Below are 18,587 nucleotides of genomic sequence, written 5' to 3'. Positions count from 1 at the left end.
GACATCCTCCCCGGCCTGAAGGCCTGAGATTCCTACGGCGCTCAGGCGCGGCATGGAGCCGCGCCTGAGTCGCTTCGGTGGGTTCCTGCTGTTGGCGGCCTTGCTGCACCGCTCACTTCACAGGCGATCCGGGCTGTGCTCGCGCACCCGGCGGAAGCGTCCGCCGTGTTCTGCCCTTCGTCCCGCAGCATTTGCATCCCACGGGAAAGGATATTGATCGCGCCGACGACGTCGGCGTTTTCCTCGAAGCCGCATTCGACGCACGCGAACCGCGCCTGCGTCTGGCGGTTCTCTGCCGAGACATGGCCGCAGCATGGACAGGTCCGGCTGGTGTTCTGCGGCGGCACAGCGACGAGCCAGCCGCCGTTCCACGCCAATTTGTAGTCCAGTTGGCGCCTGAACTCGAACCAGCCCTGATCGAGGATGGATTTATTCAGGCCCGACTTGGCCCGAACATGTCTTCCCGGCTTCTCGGTGCTGCCTGCCGCCGTCCTGGACATATTCCGTACCTGCAAGTCCTCGATACACACCATCGCGTGGTTTTTGCTGATCGTGGTCGTGGTCTTGTGCAGGAAGTCGCGGCGAGCGTTGCCGATGCGGGAGTGAATGCGCTGGACGCGGGCCTTCGCTCGTCTCCAGTTGCTGCTGAACTTGGTTTTGCGGCTCATCGCCTGCTGCGCCTTGCGTAAGGCGATTTCGTGCTTCCTGAAGCTGTTGAGCGGAGCAACGAACCTGCCGTCCGAGAGCGTGGCGAAACGCGCTACGCCCATGTCGATGCCCACCGCGTCGCCCTGGGGTAACGGTTGTTCGACCTCGCGCTCGGTCTGGATCGACACGAACCACGTGCCGTCCGACTGGCTCACTGTGACGTTTTTCACCGCGCCCAGCACGTCCCGGCTGAAGCGGACCCGCAACCAGCCGAGCTTCGGCAGGAAGATGCGGCTGTTGGCCTGGTCGAGCTTGATCTGCTTCGGGTCGGGGTAGCGGAACCCGTCGCCCTGGCCTTTTTTCTTGAAGCGCGGGAAGTCGGCGCGTTTGGCGAAGAAGTTGGAATACGCGCGCTCCAAATCCTTCAGAGTCTGCTGTAGCGGGTGGACTGGCGCATCCGCGAGCCAAGTCCAGCCGCTTGCTGCGCAAGGAGCGGCCCGACATTCAAAAACGCTACTGGAAAGGCGTGCTGTGGTCGCCGTCCTACTTCGCCGCATCCTGCGGCGGCGCTCCGATCTCCATCGTGCGCCAGTACATCGAGCAGCAACAGACGCCACACTGAAACCCTAGGACGGCTACGCCGTCCGCGCTATCCTTCCCCGCCCTGAACGGCGGGGCTTGTCGCGCACCGGGTCAGTGCCATCACCACGTCCAGCATGTCGGAGAAGGCAAGCCCCAACTCATTTTGACGCAAGGTCGCACAGCGCATTCGCGCGTCACAGCCCCTCATACGCCGCAATCGCCTCGTTCACAGTCTCGTACACCGTTAACCGTCCTTGCTCCAGTACAGCGGCATGATCGCAGTGGTTGCGGATGAGATCGGTCTGGTGCGCCACGATGACCATGGCGCGGTCGCCCCGCTTTTCAAACAGCTCCTGGTCGCACTTCACTGCAAAGCGGTGGTCACCGACCGACATGGCCTCGTCGATCAGGAAACAATCGAACTCGATGGCCATGGAAATGGCAAAGGCCAGGCGCGCGCGCATGCCGGAGGAATAGTTTTTCACCGGCTCGCCCAGATACGCCCCCAGCTCGGCGAAACTCTCCACCATCTCCAGAGCCTTGTGATAGTCGACCCCATACACCCGCGAAATCAACCGGGTGTTGTCTTTGCCAGTGAGGCTGCCCTGGAAGGCATCGCCAAACGCCAGCGGCCAAGAGATGGACATCGTCTTGCGAACGATGCCGCTCTGCGGCCGGTCTGACCCGCTCATGACGCGGATCAGGGTTGACTTGCCCGCGCCATTGCGCCCCATGATGCCCCACTTCTCGCCGGGTTTCACCGTGAAGTTGATGTGGTCCAGCACCTGCCGCTGGCTGCGGCCGTGGTGAATGGGGTAGCTCTTGCAAATGTCGATGAGTTGCATCATTTTTACTGTGAATTCCTTCTCTTGCGTAGGCCTTGGGATAGCCCCTCTGCGTCCCCCTCATCCTCCATGGCGCGCCCAGAACTCGGCTGGCGTCAAGATTGGGTACCGGTCGGCAAGCGCCAGCAGGTCTTTGTCACCGGTGATCAAACAGTTCGCTGTGCTGGCCAGGAGTGTCTGCAGCACAGCTTGGTCAGCCTCGTCACGCAACTGCGCATCGCGAGTGCCCGAGAGTTCGACAATGTCGGCCAGGAACATGAAGCTATCGGCCAGATCGCGGATCTCCGCGCTGTTCAGCCTCACCCGCGATAAACGCGGCAAAACACGCACCATTTCATCCAGGATGTAGCGTGAGAGCGCCACGTCCAATCCCCCTTGGCGCCAGGCCATGACGATGCGCCCTGGTACGCTGGCCGGGTAGGCTAAACCTGACACCAGCACGTTGGTGTCGAGCACGACGCGCAGCGACGGCATCAGCGCTTGCCGCGTACGGCACTCACCGCTGCATCGATCTCGGCCAAGCCCAGCTCGATCGGCACCTCGTCATACGACGAAGCGATGCGGTCACTGAGCGCCTCGAAGCGCTCGCGCATGCGCCTAATGCGGGCGAATAACTCGGCATCCACCAAGGCCGCGACTGGCTTGCCATCCTTGTTGATGACGATGCTGTCGTTGCGGTACTGCACTTGATTGAGCATCTCGCCGAGGTTTTGCCGAAAATTGACAGCGCTGATTTCAGTGATCATGGCGGGCACCAGAGTGATATGGTCGATATGATCATTATGACTCAAGTGGCGACCTGCGTCCATCCGCATGCAGCCTCGGCTCGCTTCTGGCTGGCTTCGGCAACCATTGGAATGGGGGCATCATCAAACAGACTCATCTTCCCAGTTTTCCACGCGCAGATGCTCCACTCGGGTGAACTCGCGCAGATTGCGTGAAACCAGAATGAGGTCGCGTGCGCTGGCCTGGCCGGCGATCAGAAGGTCATAGCCACCGATGGGCGTGCCTGACGCCGCCAACACAGCTCGAATTTCCCCGGCGCGGCGCGCGTCTTCCTGGTCGAAAGGAACCACTTCGAAGCGCAAGCCATCGACGATGGTCAAATTTCTCTCCACGCGCTGACTTCTGAAAGCCCCGAAATACAACTCGTGCATCACGATGACCGAGACCCCCACCTCCGCTGGCCGATGCTGTCGAACACGTTGCGACACGGGCCCAGCCGGGTCTTTCAGCAGGGCAATGATGGCGTGGGTGTCGAGCACGTAGCGCATCAGCGAAACACTGCTTTCAGTTCTGGGCGGTCTTGGGCTTGCGTCTGCTCTGTTGCAGCCTGAACAAAATCGGCATCCAACGGAGCGCAGAGCGCATCCAGCCATGCCCAATCCACAGGCATGGGTTCGAGAATCACCGCCGCGCCGTGCCGACGTATGCGCACCTCGTCACCCTCAAACCGAAACGACTTTGGCAAACGCACGGCCTGCGACCTGCCGGACCAGAAGACCTTGGCTGTTTCCATTGCAAGTCCTCAAAAAGATATATCAAAAAGATATGCCTTTGTCTGTCTGTTGTCAACAAGCGCCAAGGGGTGTTGCTCTCGAAAGGCATGCCTGGCGCGCCTTGGGCCAGACACCCTAGACCAGCCCGCGCAAAAACGCCTCCCATTGCGGCACGATGCGCTCGGGCAGGTAACGTGCGCTTTGCTCCAGCCCGGCCGCCCGCAGGGTTTCGGCTCGTGGCTGGGCGTCGTCTGCATCAACGAGGGCCTGCAGGGCATGCACCACGGATTGCGTGTCGTACGGATCGAAGTACACCGCGGCATCGCCGTATACCTCGCGATGCACGGGAATGTCGGAGGCCGCCACCACGCCGCCGCAGCGCATGGCTTCCGCCCCGGAAAAATCAAAACCCTCGCCCACGCTCGGACACACCGTGACGGTGGCCTGCTGATACAGGATGCGCATCGACTCTGCCGGCACACTGTGCAGCATGAACAGGCCACCCTGTTCGATCCATGGCAGGCAGCCCTCCAGCACGGCCTTGTGGTCCCAGCCAATGTGGCCGACCAGGACCAGCTTGAGATCGGGATCGACCCGGTCGCGCAACACCTCCCAGGCCTCAATCAGCCGCGCGTGATTCTTGCGCGGCTCGATGGTGGAGACCATCAACACGAAGCGCGAATCAGGACCAAATGCCTGGGCGTAAAAGGCGGATTTTTCTGCTTCGTTCGAAAACGACTTGGCCAGCTTGTACACATTGCGGTCGGTCTTCGCGCTGCTGCCCTTGGGGCGATACTCGTCATGCAGATGCCGCCGCACAATGCCCGGCACGCGTTCCGGTTCCACCGCTTCAGGGTGATAGTGAGAGGGCAGCATATTGTGGATGGTCACCGCGCGCGCTTCGGCCTCGGGAAAGAGGCTGAGCAAATCGCGCCGTGTGGCCTCAGACACGCAGACGAAATGGGCTCCATCGCGCACATTGGCGGCCAGTGCCTGGAAGTGGCTGGCCTCGTGAAACGCCCGATCCGAAATGGTATGGGGCATCAGCACCGGAATGGCGTCGTGGTAGTGCACCACCAGCGCAGTCCCCGCGCTCACACGGCCCGGATAGGGCGTTTGGGTAATGAGCACGTCAACCCCCCGCGTGTCGAGCCTTGGATAGCGCGATTTGCCAAGCAGGCCCGCCCGCTCGATGCCCACCAGGTGCATCCAGCGCCAAGGCGAGGAGCAAATGCGATAGTCGCAGCGCAAGACCTGCTCGCGCTCCGCAGGGGGCACGCTGCGGGCAAACAACTGCTGCCAGATGAAGTCGCGAAACGCGCGGGTTTCAAACGACTGCAAGCGTAAGGGGGCGGCGCCAGCCCATGCCCCCCATCGCAGCGCCCATTTATGGAACAGGGCGCTCACCCAATCCGCGACGCTTTCCTTCCAGTCCGTGACGCTCTGACTTTTGAGCGACACCACCGCCTTGGAATAACGGTGCACCCGCTCGGCTTCGCTGAATGCCTGACCTGGCGTAACCCCGCCTTTGACCCGTCTGGTGGAGAGTTGAAGCAAACCGGAAACGCGCAAACCCGGCAGTGCCGCCAGTGCGCTGAACAACAGCCGGGTTTCCTGCGGAATGCCATAAAACCCATCGAGGGCAGGTCGCATGTCCAGCAGAACATCGGTGATGGGAGCGGCTTGCGCCTGCTCGGGCCGTGCGCGCGACGGTTGCGAGTCGCTGTTCAAGGCGATTCTCCGTTCAGCATCCAACGCAATGTCTGTTCCATAGGGATTTGCGGCGTCAAGCCGGTGTAATGCTGCAATTTTCGGCCCGACCCGAGCAGCCGCGGCACCTCATTTGCACGCACGAAAGCCGGGTTGACGCGAATCTCCACGGAATGGCCACAGATGCGCTCCGCCATGCCGAGAATGTCCCGCAGGGAATGTGCGCGTCCTGAGCAGACGTTGAGCGTTTGGCCCTCGACCCCCTCCGCATCCAGCAGTAAAGCGGTGTACATCGTGGCGACGTCCCTGACGTCGGAGAAATCGCGACTGACATCCAGGTTGCCCAATTCGATGAACGGCGCGCGGCGCTTGAAATGGTTCACGATCTTCGGGATGAGGAATTTCTCGTCCTGCCCCACGCCGGTGTAGTTGAACGGCCGCGTCATGACAATGGGCAAACGCTCGAACCATGTGCGCGCCATATGCTCCATGGCCAGTTTGCTGTTCGCATAATGATTGACGGGCGCAGGGCAGACCGACTCATCAATGACCTCCACGCCTGGCGTGCCATACACATTGGCGGAGCTGGCGATGAGCACTTTGCCCGGCGGCACTGGAAGCGCTGCAAGCGACTCCAACAGGTTCAGGGTTCCGAAGAGGTTGACGTCATAAAACGCCCTTGAATCTCCATGTCCGACGAAGGACAACGCGGCAAGATGCGCCACATGCGTGGGCTGAACGCGCGCCACCGCTTCCCGCAACGATGCGGCATCGGTGAGGTCGCAGGCGACTTCATCGGGGTCTTGCGCCACCCCCTGCACGAGACCCACAACCCGGGCGCCCCGCGTGCGCAGCGTAGCGTCCAAATACCGCCCGGTGAAACCACGCAGGCCAGTGATGAGAACTATCGGGCGCAAGGTCGTCTCCTGTCCATTGACCCCCGCCGGGAGCGGGCTGGGCACAGCCCTGACTTGGGAGCGCTCAAAACGACGCCCACGCCGCATTCCTGCGCAGGTCCGCTTCCACCATCATGGCGCAGAGCTGCTCCAGGGTGGTGGTCGGCTCCCAGCCGAGCTTGGCCTTGGCCTTGGCCGGGTTGCCGATGAGCAATTCCACTTCGGCGGGGCGGTAGAACTTCGGGTTCACCGCCACGACGGTTTTGCCCGTGGCAATGTTGATGCCGCGCTCCTGCTCGGCCTTGCCCTGCCATTCCAGCGCAAAACCAGCAGCCTTGGCCGCCATGGTCACGAAGTCGCGCACCGTCTCGGTGCGGTTGGTCGCCAGCACATAGGTGTCCGGCTCGTCAGCCTGCAGCATGCGCCACATGCCTTCCACATAGTCCTTCGCATAGCCCCAGTCGCGCTTGGCGTCCAGATTGCCCAACTCCAGCACGTCTAGCTTGCCCAGCTTGAGCTTGGCCATGCTGTCCGTGATCTTGCGGGTGACGAACTCGCGTCCGCGCAGCGGGCTTTCATGGTTGAACAAAATGCCGCTGGCGCCGAAGATGCCGTAGCTCTCACGGTAGTTCACCGTCATCCAGTGCGCATACAGCTTGGCCACGCCGTAGGGGCTGCGCGGGTAGAAGGGCGTGTCTTCCACCTGAGGCACGGCCTGCACTTTGCCGAACATTTCCGAAGTGCTGGCCTGGTAGAAGCGGATCTTGGGGTTGACGATGCGAATGGCCTCCAGCAGATTCAAGGCGCCGATGCCGGTGATCTGCGCCGTGGTGTGGGGTTGGTCGAAGCTCACGCCCACAAAGCTCTGTGCGGCGAGGTTGTACACCTCGGTGGCTTCACTGGTTTGCAGCAGGCGGATGGCCGAGCCCAGGTCGGTGAGGTCGAACTCCACCAGGTGCAACTTGGGGTGCTGGGCGATGCTCAGTTCCTCAAGGCGCCAGAAATTGACGGAACTGGTGCGGCGGTAGGTGCCGTAGACGGTGTAACCCTTGGCCAGCAGCAGTTCGGCCAGATAGGCACCGTCTTGGCCTGTGATGCCGGTGATGATTGCGATCATTTGTTTGCTTTTCCCCAATTAATTTTTGATAGTTCGCACTGATCCGATGCTGGCGGCTGTATAAGCACACCAAATAAATGGTCTGGAATATTAAAATTGCCGTCGTAAAGATCTTTTAGGTTTGGTAATGTAATGCATGGCTCCATTATTAAAGGGCCTTTCGGCCTGAATTTGTCTCGATGAAGCATAAACACATATTCGCCATACCAGGCGAATTCGTACGGCGCCATGCTGATAAGCCCGACAAATCCACAAAAACCCTTTTCGTTCGCATATTTTTCTAGGCCTATTGCAAGCTCAGAGTCAAAAAATCCTGACCCACCTATATATTGATGCGTGAATTCCGAGTCATTGCCCATGAATGCGCAAATGGCCTCCAGTGATTTGCTGAGATTCACTAATTCGCCATTCAACCAACCCTTTTCGTCGACGTGCTGATAGCATCTGTAAAAATCTTCTTTTCTTAAGGGGCTGGCCGCGGTGCAAAAAACACCATCATCGGAATACAGGGTTCGATAATCAAAGGGTTTTGTAAATATCATGGCGCTATCCAGGGTTAAATAGTGTCGCGCCAGTTTTGTTTTTGAAAAACAAAGCTTTATGATTTGTTGCACATGCCAGCCCGTGAACTCGGGGGGGCATGCGATACCCGACACATGAAGAACATCCTCCTCTGTTAATAAAAATGGTCTTTCTGTAACCGCGCCTTGCTCGACCTCAAGTTCAAAACGGCGCTCAAAATTCACAATATCTTCTTTGGGTACGACCATAAAAAACGGTGCTTCGCGTGCAGCATGCTTGCGCCACGATTTATATAGCGCTACTGACCATTCCATGTCCTTGGCATAACTCTTGTTCACAACCGCAAAATCATGGATAAAATTGCCAAAAATCTCGTTTTTTTGTTTTAATTCTTTTTGCAAATCAAATAATAATGACCCTACAAAAGAACCAGTCGCATGCATCACTGACACCTCAATGCCTTCCACACTCAGGCGGCTTTCTTCTCTCACACAAATGCGGATTTCCACATCCGCGTACGCGGTTTCGAGGCTGAATTCCTGCATTTCCTGCCATGTCCCTGGAGGACCTGCGCGCAATTCGAGATGGAACAGTTTGCGTTTGCCTTGGTTGCAGGACACATCCAGCCATTCCTTTCCGGTCCAGTGGTCGGCTGTGCCGCGAATGAACAGTTGGTACCGTCCTGGCTGGAACTGTTCATAGGGACCGTAGATAAGCATGCCCGCCTTGCCGGTAGCGCATATCGCACGGCCTTTGCGTTGACCGACTTCAGTGTGCAAGCGCGAATCTGCGCCCCAGTAGCGGCGCACGCCGTCGGGTAGCCAGGTTTTGTATGGAGGGGTCGTCCCCAAAATGGCATCCAGCGCTTGTTTGGCGCTATCTTTCCAAGTCTGGCGCGGCATGGCGTCACTAAGTGGGTGTTTGCCTTGGTGGTAGAGCTCGAGCCAGGTTTGCACCGCATCGCCAATGGCATCGGGCTCGCGCCGATCAGGGAAAAAAAAGGCGTGGGCTGCCGTGACCTCGTGGAACACCGGAATGTCGCGCACCAGCAGGGGCAGCCCGTTGCGAGCGGCTTCGATGAGCGGCAGGCCGAAGCCTTCGCCGTAGCTTGCGGCGATCAGGCAGGTGGCATGAGAATAGACCTGCTCGAGATATTCATCGCTGATGCCTTCGAGCCAGAAAAGGCGTTTACCGAGTTCTGGATGATTGCGTAGCGCACGGGCGGTTTGTGGGATGTCGCGGCGCTGCTCGTCGGGCACCGGCTTCCAGCCTTCCTTGCCGATGATGACGAGGTTCACATTCACACCCTGCGTCCAGAGTTGGTCGAAGGCCAGCAGAGTTTGCAGATATCCCTTGCGCGGTTCGATGGTGCCGACCATCAGGAAAGTTGGGCGCGATTGAAGCGCTGCGAGCGTGTTTGGCGCATCGCTGGGCATGCCTTGTGAGGGCGCGCTGCCATCCACATCTGCCCCCAGATGGAACCAATTCAGGGCAAAGGGCCGTTCGCGCTTTTGTCCAAAGGTTTGAAGCCAATCGAAGAGTTCATCGGCCACGGCGCGAGAAATACACAATGCGCCGTCAAAGCGGGTTATGGTGGATAACCAGTGCTGATGTAAATCTTGCGTACCTTCCGGGAATACCTCGGGCAGGGTGACTGGCAGCAGGTCGTAAATTACAAAATAAACAAAAACACCGCGCAATTTCCAATTTTTTAGCGTTTCTTCTTGCGCCAAGACGACATGATGCTGCAGATCCAATCCCAAGAAAATATCGCTCTGCCAAACCTCGACCGGCGCATCTTCGGCCCAGTCATCAGGCAACCCCAAGAACCGGCTGGTGAATTTTCTGGCATAGCGATAACCGGGCTGGTCTGGCGTGGCATAGACGGGTTCCACCGACCACCCGGCAGGCGGCGCGGCGAGCAGTGCTTGCAGCAGGGCGCGGGTGACGCGCTGTATGCCCGTTTTCGCATCGCGCTGTACGAGTTCGGAAAGATCGAGCAAAAGCTGCCGCCTGCGCGGGTGCGGCGGGAAATTTGCCGCCAGCGTTTGCGCCAAGCGCGGCAGCTCGGCGGGTGCCAGCGCCGGGGAAGCGACCGCCAAGGTCTGAGACAAGCCTGCCAAACCTTGCGCGGCCTGGGCGTAGGCGGTTTCCAGCGCGGCCGTATAGCGCTCGGCGCAGCGGCGGGGGTGGTGATGCTCATGGATGTGCGCCCGCGCCCGCGCGCCGAGTGCTTTGCGCCGCGCCGCATCCCGATAAAGACTAGCGAGCGCGTCGATCAATTCGGCATCGCTGAAGGCATCCGGCAGCATCCAGACCGTATCGGCGGGCAAATCGGCCATCGAGCCATGGGCGTTGACAATAGTGGGCAGGCCGTAATTCATGCAATCCAGCACCGTGCCACTGGTTTCGCCGCGCGACAGGGTACGGAGCTGAACGCCCACATCGGCTGCGGCCAGCCAGGCGCGGTAGGCTTCCGTGTCTGCCCAGCCAGTGATGGTGATGCGGTCGTGCGCCCGGCTGCTGGCAATGGTGTGGAAGAGATTTTGCCCGTAATCTCCGCCATCGTTTTCACCCACAAACACCAGGCGGCAGGCGGTGTCTTGCGCCAGCGGCGAGGCCAGCCAGGCGTCGAGCAGGCGATGGTTGAGTTTGGTGGAACCGAGCAACCCAAAACTGCACACCACAAAATCAGTTTCCGCCACCCCCAGTCGTTGGCGTGCTTGGGTTTTGTCTACCGGTTTAACAGGTTGACGTAGATGGGGAATCAAGACCCAAGCGGCCGCTGCATGCTCCCCGTAGAACTGCTGCGCGAGCTGGCGAGAAAAGCTGGAGTGGATGATGATCCCCTGCGCCTGTTGCAACACGGCCAAATTGCAGGGGTAAGCGGTGAGCACTTCGAGCACATCATTCCACGAGCTGACTTGCAGGCGTTCACGCACGGCATTCCAGCCATGACCGGCCAGCAGCGCCTGTGCCCAGCCATGCTGCGCAGGGCCATGTTCGTCGCGGTGCCAAACGGGCGAGGAGAGATAAAAATCATGCAAGACCACCATGCCGGGGATGTCAGCCAGAAGGTCGAACATGTGGCTGTGGAATGGCGAGTTCCCGAACTGGTAAATCACCCGGTCAAACTGCCGGGCGTGAGCACGGAACCAGGCCGCATCACGGATGGGCGCATTGGCCTGCACCCAGGCATTCTCAACCCGTTCCTGCTGCACGATGACGGTGATGTCGTAATGCCGTGCCAGCTCGGGCAAGATCTCGGCGGCATAGTCGGCAATGCCGGTTTTTTCGGGCGGCAGGGGGGAGACAAACGCCAAACGTGGCCGTTTGGCATGGGTGTGGCTGGGTGCACAGTTTTGCGCCTTTTGCTGATGCAGTGCATCCAGAGCATTCCAGGCACGACGGGCGCTCGTTTCCCATGAGAATTTTTTAGCTTGCTCGAGCCCGTGGCGCTCCAGTTCATGCCGGAATTCAGGGTTGCCGAGCACTTCGGCCATTTTTGCCGACATGGCGACATCGTCGCGCGGGGCGAACAGGGCCTCCGCGTGCCCCACCACTTCCGGCAGACTGGAGCTATTGGCGGCAATCACCGCTTTGCCGCAGGCCATGGCTTCCAGTACCGGCAGGCCAAAACCTTCGTGCCAAGACGGGAACACAAACAGCGTGCAGGCGTTGTAGAGGAGAACAAGATCGTCCTCGGTAACCTGATCGGTCAACAGCAGCTCGTTTTCAAGCAAACCTGCTTGTCTACTCAACGAGAAATAGCGCTCACGCTGGTCAAATAGTTCCCACCCGGCTAGCACTAGCTGGTATTCCGCGCGCAATGCAGGGGGCAGTCTCGCAAACGCACTAATCAAGCCTTCGACGTTTTTGCGCAGATCATTGCCGCCGGTGTACAGGACGAAGGGACGTTCGATACCAAAGGTTTGAGCAAGCCGTGCTCGGGCAGCATTATCGAGGGGATGCGTGCGAAAATGCGCGTCACAGGCCGTCGAAATATTGGTAATCGTGTGAGCTGGGAAATTCAGAAATTCTTTGCCTTCTTGTTCAGAAGATCCTGAGATTGCCAACAAAAGATCGATGCGACGAAGATGATCGAGTTTCCCGTAATACCAGCGCGACATATGCGGATCGCGCAGATAAATGTCCCGATGAACGAGTGGAATCAAATCATATAAAATAGCCGCCGTCGGCAAAGTGTTGGTTAATGTCCCCACTGAGATGACAGCTTCACCGCCATATTCTTCGAATAGTGACGATACCAGCACGACATCTGGCGCCAAGCTAGCCAGAAACGCCTCGCGTATGGCCTCTGCCGCCTTGCGCCGTGCGTCGTTGGCTGCATCGTGTCCACCTACCGGGCCCATCGCCTGCCAGACACGGACATGGTCAGCGGGCAAGAGATCGGCAAAAGCAGCTCGGATGGGCTCGATAGTGTCGGCGTAACCAGCGTTGAGCGCTAGGAAAACTTCATGCTGTCCGCGCAATTCTGCCATTGCCTTGACCAACGCCAGGGTGTAACGCCCGATGCCGCGAAACCGGCTTGCCGTTTGCGCACCTTGCATGTCAATCACTAGACGCATAACTTAAATTCCTATGTCGGCAAGCTTGGCTTGCAGTTGTTGTTTAAAAATGCCACGGGCGTGCTCTGTCAATGCAGCCAGGCGCGCCTGAAATTCATCTGATTGGATGAGAGCCTCACGAAGCACGGCTGCAGAAGGGAGAAGGGAGTGCCGATGGATGACTTCTTCGTTTTCGGGTTCTCGACCCAGAATTGCGCGAAAAAGGGATAGAACGGTTTCGCGTGACAAATGAGGCGGTTCTGTCGTCTGGGGTGAAAGGGCCGTGATCACTAGGGGTTGAGAATCCTCAACAGGACGAGGGAAGGCCCGAATCAGGGCAATAATCTCGGCATGGCGTTCGAAGTTGGCGTCGGACATGCGCTGGACCGCAGCGATGATTTGGTGTGTGCATTGTGTTGTCGTGTCTTCTAACCGCATTAGGTTGTGTTGTTGAATACGAGCGAGTTCATTGATGCCACTGTGCAGCCCTTCTTCCAGACGTTGGCGGCGGCCAAAGATTTGCCAAAACCAATGGGCTACACGACGCTCTTCGGCCATCAGTTGAGCAAGGCCACCAATCTTTGCTACCGATTGACACTCGGGAGATTTCGCTATTTGGGCAATGACAGCCGATTTTCTTTTTCCCATAGCTAAACGGCCAAGGTAATAGCGCATGCCGTGCTCATCTGGCTCGCGCGCGAGCAAATTGCGGTATGCCTCGACAACGAAGGTTTCTCCATCCAAGGCAAAGAGTTCGGCAATGTGCTGTATCGAAGGCATGGGTTGTTGCTTCATCGTTTCTTTGGTGATGATTGGTGATGCGGCCGGGTTTTGAGTTTGCGAGACGGCGATATCGGAATTTGCTTTGGGCGGTGGGGGCGCTGCCATGATCCGCTGCAACGATAACTGCACTTCACTCGCTCGCCGATTTTCGGGAAGTGGCATGAAAGACTGCCGAGGTTTGAACAAGCGCCGCCACCAGGGTTGTCGTATTGTGCGCATCTGTTCGACGAGCACTGCGATCGTGTTTTGTTGTTGTTGCATCTCCCAATACAAGTACTGTTGCGTGTCCTCTTGTTGCATAAAGCGCAGTTGCATCGCGTCTCTTTGTGCGGCAGTTTCGTTGCGGATTTCAGCAACACTGGCTTGGAGCCTTGCATCCGCATGGGTGGCTATAGCCTCACTTTGCGCCTGAAGTTCGTCACGCAGGGCGTCGAGTCGGGTCTGAGTGTCGTTGCGCAGCGCTTCCTCGCGGCAGAGCGTGGCGGCCTGGGCAGCTTCGAGGGCCTGACCCAGCACTACATGCCGCTCCTTCCATGCGGATTCGTATCGCTGCGCGAGAACGCTCAGGGTCAGGCCATATTCGGTTTGAAATGCAGAATCGAACGCGGAGAGAATCGATCCAAGTGCCGCTTTTTGGGCGACGACCGCGTAATCGGGACTAACGCCTTCGATAACTTGAAGTAGGCCAATGTCCTGCGCGTCGCGGAGTTCTGGCGCTTCTTGCAGGCGCACGACTTTGCTTCGGGCAAAACCCGCGCTCTCGGGTAGAAAGGCTAAAAGTTGCGGCGGTATGGGCCGCTGGTGGGTCGGGTCGAGATAAAAACTGCATGACCCGACGGTAAGATTTTCCGGATTTGGCGTTTCGAGAATGAGGATGCCGCCGGGCTTGAGTGTGCGTAGAGCTTCGGCCACGAGCGTTTGCAGAGCATCAATAGAGATGTGTTCGGCGACATGGAAGGCTGAGACGATGCATAAGCTTTCATCGGCACATGCTTCTAGCGCGCTAACTGCGTCTTGATGGGAGGTTTGCAAACCGCGTTCGATGCAGGCGGCCAGCATGCCATCGTCCAGGTCCACACCGCGTGCCGAAAAACCTTGCTCAGAAATGACTTCGAGCCATTCGCCCCTGCCGCAGCCTAAATCCAGTGCTTCCCCATGGGGATAGAGGATTGCGAGGGGTTGAATGAATGGCGCATATTGACACAAGCGCTGTCTTATGAGTTCACGCGAGCCCCGAAAAGCATCTTCGAAGGTACGGTAAAAGGTCGTTGTCTGATCGAGCATGGGAGACAACGCTTCAAAGCGCCTCGTAAGCGGCAATCGCTGCGTCTACCGAAGGCATGACACTCAGACGGCCTTGCTCAAGCGCGGCTGCGTGATCGCAATGGTTGCGAATGAGATCGGTCTGGTGGGCGACGATGATCAAGGCGCGGTCTCCGCGTTTCTCCAAAATTCTGTATCGCATTTTTTTGCAAATCGATGATCGCCCACGGACATGCCTTCATCGATCAATAAGCAATGGAACTCAATGGCCATGGAGATTGCGAATGTTCGGTGAGATAGGAGCCCAGTTCGGCGAAGTCTTCCACCATCTCGAGGGTTTGGTGAAAGTCCGCACCATAGACCGCGAGATGAGTTTGGTGTTGCCGCGCCCGGTGAGGCTGCCTTGGAAAGGGGCGCTGAAAGCCAGCGGCCAGGAGACGGTCATGGTTTTGTTGGCGCGGCCGGAGTGCGGCTTGTCAGAACCGCTGATGATGCGGATCAATGTGGATTTGCCTGCGCCGTTGTGCCCAAAGATGCTCCCTTTTTCATCGGGGTTGATGGTTAGATCGACATGGTCGAGCATGAGTTTTTGTGCCCGCCCGTGGTAGGTGGGGAGGTGGGTTTTGCAGATGTCGGTGAGTTCGATCATGGCGATTCCGCTCCCGGCCTCCGTCGCCAGCAGGGGAGGAGGGTTTGGGTGGTGGTGATGGTCAGTTGCGCTGCACGCGGCGGATGGCGATATTGGTGAGGGTGTAACCAAACAGCGTCATGGCGAGGATGACAAACATGCTGTAGCCGAGGTGGTAATAGGTGGTCATGCGGTCGCCGTAATATCCCCTATGAAAAAACTCGACGGCATCCACCAGCGGAAAGTAAAGCAGAATTTCACGAAATTGTTCTGGTATTGCATAGAGTGGAATAAAAACTCCTGAGACAGGCAACATGAGATAAAGCACGATATGCGAGACGCGCTCGATGGTTTCGCTGAGTTCAGCCAGCGCGGCCATAATGAGCACGAAGGCGAAGGAAAACCAGATCACCAGGATGTAACCTAGGGCCATGGTGAGGGTGTCGGCCGGCCAAGTGCAAATGCCGAGTTGCACAAAGACGAGGTAGAGAATGAAGAACGCCGCCGCCGAGCCGGAGAATTCGAGCAATATGCGCGAATAGATGATGTCCATCGGGCGGATTGGGGCGTGATGTAGTAGGGCGCGGTTGATTTCGATGGCTTTGGTCACGCGGCCAGTTCCATTGCGCCAGAACAACAGGGTCGGGTAGCTCACGGCCAGGTATTCCGCAATGGAATATGTCGCATGGCTTTCGATATGCGAGAAAATCACCATCACACCGACGATGAACATGGCAGGCTCGGCAACCAGCCAGATCGTGCCCAGCCCCTCGCGCCCGAAGCGGGTGATGGTTTCACGCATGGTCAGCGCCCAGATGACCCGGCGCTGAATGCGCAATTGGTGCCAGAAGCTCGGATTGGTGTCGACCGGCGCTGGGCGGTGGGTTTCAGCGGTCATGGTGCTCCTTCACGCCGCCGATGATCACGCTCAACACGCCCCACAGCAGCAGGCCGACGACGAGCACGGCCAGCACGCCGCGCACACGCTTGGGCTGCATGGCCTTGTCGGGCAGGCTGGGCTTGGCGATCACTTCCACGAAAAGCTGCTGTTTTTGGGCGGTGATGCGTGCTTGCTCGAGCGCGGCGATGGCTGCGGCAAGTTCTTTTTCGGCAAAGGTCTGGTTGAGCACCAGTTGCTCGTAGGGCGACGCCTTGCTGGCCAGGGAATTGCTGCCGCCCGTCACTTTGGCGCTTTGGCGGGTGATTTCCCGCTTCAGCTCCTCGATGCCTTTGCGCAGCAGGGGGGCCTGCGGGTTGCTGGGCGTGCCGGACAAAAGCTGGGCGAGCTGGGTTTGCTCGGCAATGAGCTTGTCTTGCAGCTTGGAAACCAGTTGCAGTTGCAGGGCGCTTTCCGGCGCGGGGTTGAACACGCCGTGCTTGTTGCGGTAGGCGGCCATGGCCAGCGAGGCGGCGCGCACCTTGGCCTCGGCGTTGGCAACATCTTGCTTGTAAAACCGCACCCCTTCCTCGTTGGCCTGGGCGTTGAGGCGGTTGACCAGGTTCTGGCCCAGTGCGAGGAGGTTGGCGTTGATGCGCTGGGCGTCCAGCGCGGTGTAGGCCTTCACCTGCAAGGTGCTGATGTTGGAGACGGTGTCGATGTTGTCGGACACCATTTTTTTGTAGTAATCGAACAGCTCTTCAAAGCTGGAGTACGGGGCCAGAATGCCGCCAAAGCGGTTGAACAGGTCAATGCGGCTGTTGCTGACCATCTGGCGGTAGTTCAGCGTGCGCTGCAGTTCGGCCAGCGCGTCGCGCGAGAGGATGTAGTCGTGCACGGAATACGCGCCCGAGCTGGAATGCGACAGCCCCGCCGTGGCCAGCAGTGAACTGAAGCCGCCCGTATTGGTTTGCTGCGGGTTGTAGATGACAAAGCTCGAATCCGAGATGTACTCCCCGCTGGCGATGAAGCCGTAATACACACCCGACAGCGCCGTGGGAACGACCACGGTGGCGAGAAAGAGTTTGTTGATGCGTTGCCAGAATGGCTTTTTGTTGATGGACACGGGTATGCGATCGATGGCGTTGCTGAAACCGGGAGGTTGATGCGCTGATTGGCGTGGTCAAGGTTTACGCGGGCTGGGCGGCTTGGGCATTCTCGGGCTTGGCGACACGGCCATAGGCGTCGGCAAAGCGGACGATGTCGTCCTCGCCGAGGTAGTCGCCGCTTTGCACTTCAATCATGACCAAACTGACTTTGCCGGGGTTCATGAGGCGGTGCGGGGTGCAGGGCGGAATGAAGGTGGATTCATTGGTGCGAACAAAACGGTCGTCCTCGCCGTTGATGATTTTCGCCGTGCCGGACACCACGACCCAGTGTTCGCTGCGGTGGTGGTGCATCTGCAGCGACAGGCTCGCGCCGGGCTTGACTTCGATGCGCTTGATCTTGAACTGCGGGCCTTCTTCCAGCACGGTGTAGGTGCCCCAGGGACGGTGCACGGTGCGGTGGAGTTTGTGGGTATCGTGGCCACGGGCTTTGAGCGCGGCATAGAGCTGGCGCACATCCTGGGTGTTGTCCTTGGACACCACCAGCAGAGCGTCCGGGGTGTCGACGATGATGAGCCCTTGCACCCCCGCCGCGCCGATGAGACGCTGCTCGCCGTGAATGGCGCAATCCTTCACATCGTGCAGCACCACGTCGCCATCGATGCGGTTGCCGTTGGCGTCCGAAGTCAGCAAGTTGCTCAAGGCGGTCCAACTGCCAATGTCGGTCCAGCCGATGTTGCAGGGCACGATGGCCACCTGGTCGGATTTTTCAGCCACGGCGTAGTCGATGGACTGGTCGTGCACGTGCGCGAAGCTGCGCGCGTCGAGCTCGACCTGCATGATGCCCTCGCCCTGCACCCGGCGCGAACGGCCCAGGCAGTCCTGCACGCCCTCGACGATCTCGGCACAATGCCGCTGCATTTCCCGCAGGATGGTGGCCGGGGTGAAGCAGAACATGCCGGAGTTCCAGTAATAGCCGCCTTGTTGCAGGAAGCCGCGCGCGGTGTCGAGATCGGGCTTCTCGACGAAGCGCTTGACCTTGTGGCCGTCTGCCTCGATGTAGCCAAACCCGGTGTCGGGCGCCTCGGGCTCGATCCCGAAGGTGACCAGCCAGCCGTCGCGCGCCAGTTCCGCGGCTTGCTGCACGGCGGTGGCGAAGGCGGCCTGGTCGTGGATGAGATGGTCTGCCGGCATCACCAGCAGCACGGCGTCTGGCTGCTGGCTTTCGGCGTGCAGCGCGGCCGCCGCAACGGCCGCCGCGGTGTTGCGGCCGAAGGGTTCCAGCAGGTAGGTGGTGGAGAGTTTGCCGGGGTTGACGGCGGCGTAGTCGTCTTCGGTCTTGAAAAAGAAATCGCGGTTGGTGACGGTGTAGACCTCCTCCACGCCCGGCAGCGCGGCAGCGCGCAAAAAGGTCTTTTGCAGCAGGCTTTGTCCGTCCGCCAGTTTGATGAAGGGTTTGGGATGGCTTTCGCGCGAAACGGGCCAGAGCCGGGTGCCGGCTCCGCCGGAGATGATGACGGGAATGAGAGTCATGGATGTCTCA

At 59.0% G+C, this 18,587-nt stretch carries 13 protein-coding genes and 3 pseudogenes; 1 reads left to right on the top strand and 15 read right to left on the bottom strand.

Annotated elements, in window-relative coordinates; all coding sequences use genetic code 11:
• Nucleotides 1-41: 41 nt before the first annotated feature.
• Nucleotides 42-1,115, bottom strand: a pseudogene (locus THIARS_RS17280) (RNA-guided endonuclease InsQ/TnpB family protein); the annotation flags it as partial.
• On the opposite strand from THIARS_RS17280, the pseudogene THIARS_RS17275 reads away from it, so the two are divergent.
• A pseudogene (locus tag THIARS_RS17275) lies at nucleotides 1,115-1,270 on the top strand (transposase); the annotation flags it as partial. The pseudogenes THIARS_RS17280 and THIARS_RS17275 overlap by 1 nt on opposite strands.
• A 154-nt stretch (nucleotides 1,271-1,424) precedes the next feature.
• Here THIARS_RS17275 and THIARS_RS17270 read toward each other — a convergent pair.
• The 14 genes and pseudogenes from THIARS_RS17270 to THIARS_RS17205 form a co-directional block, all read right to left on the bottom strand.
• Entirely contained in the window at nucleotides 1,425-2,078 is a 654-nt protein-coding gene (locus THIARS_RS17270) for an ABC transporter ATP-binding protein (protein WP_094161960.1), read from the bottom strand.
• Between the two features lie 57 nt (nucleotides 2,079-2,135).
• Complete coding sequence (locus THIARS_RS17265; protein WP_094161959.1) at nucleotides 2,136-2,549, bottom strand: putative toxin-antitoxin system toxin component, PIN family; 414 nt, start codon at nucleotides 2,547-2,549, stop codon at nucleotides 2,136-2,138.
• A complete protein-coding gene (locus THIARS_RS17260) occupies nucleotides 2,549-2,884 on the bottom strand; it encodes a type II toxin-antitoxin system Phd/YefM family antitoxin (RefSeq protein WP_245845970.1) in 336 nt (111 codons plus the stop codon). Before THIARS_RS17260 ends, THIARS_RS17265 begins: the two co-directional genes overlap by 1 nt.
• A gap of 60 nt (nucleotides 2,885-2,944) precedes the next feature.
• Entirely contained in the window at nucleotides 2,945-3,349 is a 405-nt protein-coding gene (locus THIARS_RS17255) for a type II toxin-antitoxin system VapC family toxin (protein WP_094161957.1), read from the bottom strand.
• Nucleotides 3,349-3,594, bottom strand: a complete 246-nt coding sequence (locus THIARS_RS17250) for an antitoxin (RefSeq protein ID WP_094161956.1) — start codon at nucleotides 3,592-3,594, stop codon at nucleotides 3,349-3,351. The genes THIARS_RS17255 and THIARS_RS17250 overlap by 1 nt, the downstream gene beginning before the upstream one ends.
• Nucleotides 3,595-3,709: 115 nt before the next feature.
• Nucleotides 3,710-5,305, bottom strand: coding sequence for a glycosyltransferase family 4 protein (locus tag THIARS_RS17245; protein ID WP_222423083.1), 1,596 nt, complete (start codon nucleotides 5,303-5,305; stop codon nucleotides 3,710-3,712).
• Nucleotides 5,302-6,246, bottom strand: coding sequence for a GDP-mannose 4,6-dehydratase (locus THIARS_RS17240; RefSeq protein ID WP_245845969.1), 945 nt, complete (start codon nucleotides 6,244-6,246; stop codon nucleotides 5,302-5,304). Before THIARS_RS17240 ends, THIARS_RS17245 begins: the two co-directional genes overlap by 4 nt.
• Before the next feature lie 19 nt (nucleotides 6,247-6,265).
• The gene (gene gmd, locus THIARS_RS17235; protein WP_094161954.1) at nucleotides 6,266-7,297 is read right to left on the bottom strand and encodes a GDP-mannose 4,6-dehydratase; all 1,032 of its coding nucleotides are present in this window, start codon (nucleotides 7,295-7,297) and stop codon (nucleotides 6,266-6,268) included.
• Nucleotides 7,294-12,408 carry a DUF6492 family protein gene (locus THIARS_RS17230; RefSeq protein ID WP_094161953.1) on the bottom strand — a complete coding sequence of 1,705 codons (5,115 nt, stop codon included), beginning with the start codon at nucleotides 12,406-12,408 and terminating at the stop codon, nucleotides 7,294-7,296. The genes gmd and THIARS_RS17230 overlap by 4 nt, the downstream gene beginning before the upstream one ends.
• 3 nt (nucleotides 12,409-12,411) lie before the next feature.
• Nucleotides 12,412-14,454 carry a methyltransferase domain-containing protein gene (locus THIARS_RS17225; protein WP_094161952.1) on the bottom strand — a complete coding sequence of 681 codons (2,043 nt, stop codon included), beginning with the start codon at nucleotides 14,452-14,454 and terminating at the stop codon, nucleotides 12,412-12,414.
• Nucleotides 14,455-14,467: 13 nt separating this feature from the next.
• Nucleotides 14,468-15,082, bottom strand: a pseudogene (locus THIARS_RS17220) (ABC transporter ATP-binding protein).
• Between the two features lie 61 nt (nucleotides 15,083-15,143).
• Complete coding sequence (locus THIARS_RS17215) at nucleotides 15,144-15,959, bottom strand: ABC transporter permease (protein WP_094161951.1); 816 nt, start codon at nucleotides 15,957-15,959, stop codon at nucleotides 15,144-15,146.
• Nucleotides 15,949-17,064, bottom strand: a complete 1,116-nt coding sequence (locus THIARS_RS17210) for a KpsE/RkpR family capsule polysaccharide export protein (RefSeq protein WP_094161950.1) — start codon at nucleotides 17,062-17,064, stop codon at nucleotides 15,949-15,951. Before THIARS_RS17210 ends, THIARS_RS17215 begins: the two co-directional genes overlap by 11 nt.
• Nucleotides 17,065-17,128: 64 nt before the next feature.
• Nucleotides 17,129-18,577 carry a mannose-1-phosphate guanylyltransferase/mannose-6-phosphate isomerase gene (locus THIARS_RS17205; RefSeq protein ID WP_094161949.1) on the bottom strand — a complete coding sequence of 483 codons (1,449 nt, stop codon included), beginning with the start codon at nucleotides 18,575-18,577 and terminating at the stop codon, nucleotides 17,129-17,131.
• Nucleotides 18,578-18,587 lie beyond the last annotated feature (10 nt).

This window comes from Thiomonas delicata, from assembly GCF_900088825.1.
GTDB classification, from domain to species: domain Bacteria; phylum Pseudomonadota; class Gammaproteobacteria; order Burkholderiales; family Burkholderiaceae_C; genus Thiomonas_A; species Thiomonas_A delicata.
This window is presented reverse-complemented; position numbering and strand designations above follow the sequence as displayed.

Coding starts and splice junctions, on each gene's coding strand:
- THIARS_RS17270 (WP_094161960.1), bottom strand. CDS start 2,078: ATGATGCAACTCATCGACATTTGCAAGAGCTACCCCATTCACCACGGC.
- THIARS_RS17265 (WP_094161959.1), bottom strand. CDS start 2,549: ATGCCGTCGCTGCGCGTCGTGCTCGACACCAACGTGCTGGTGTCAGGT.
- THIARS_RS17260 (WP_245845970.1), bottom strand. CDS start 2,884: ATGGACGCAGGTCGCCACTTGAGTCATAATGATCATATCGACCATATC.
- THIARS_RS17255 (WP_094161957.1), bottom strand. CDS start 3,349: ATGCGCTACGTGCTCGACACCCACGCCATCATTGCCCTGCTGAAAGAC.
- THIARS_RS17250 (WP_094161956.1), bottom strand. CDS start 3,594: ATGGAAACAGCCAAGGTCTTCTGGTCCGGCAGGTCGCAGGCCGTGCGT.
- gmd (WP_094161954.1), bottom strand. CDS start 7,297: ATGATCGCAATCATCACCGGCATCACAGGCCAAGACGGTGCCTATCTG.
- THIARS_RS17230 (WP_094161953.1), bottom strand. CDS start 12,408: ATGCGTCTAGTGATTGACATGCAAGGTGCGCAAACGGCAAGCCGGTTT.
- THIARS_RS17225 (WP_094161952.1), bottom strand. CDS start 14,454: ATGCTCGATCAGACAACGACCTTTTACCGTACCTTCGAAGATGCTTTT.
- THIARS_RS17215 (WP_094161951.1), bottom strand. CDS start 15,959: ATGACCGCTGAAACCCACCGCCCAGCGCCGGTCGACACCAATCCGAGC.
- THIARS_RS17205 (WP_094161949.1), bottom strand. CDS start 18,577: ATGACTCTCATTCCCGTCATCATCTCCGGCGGAGCCGGCACCCGGCTC.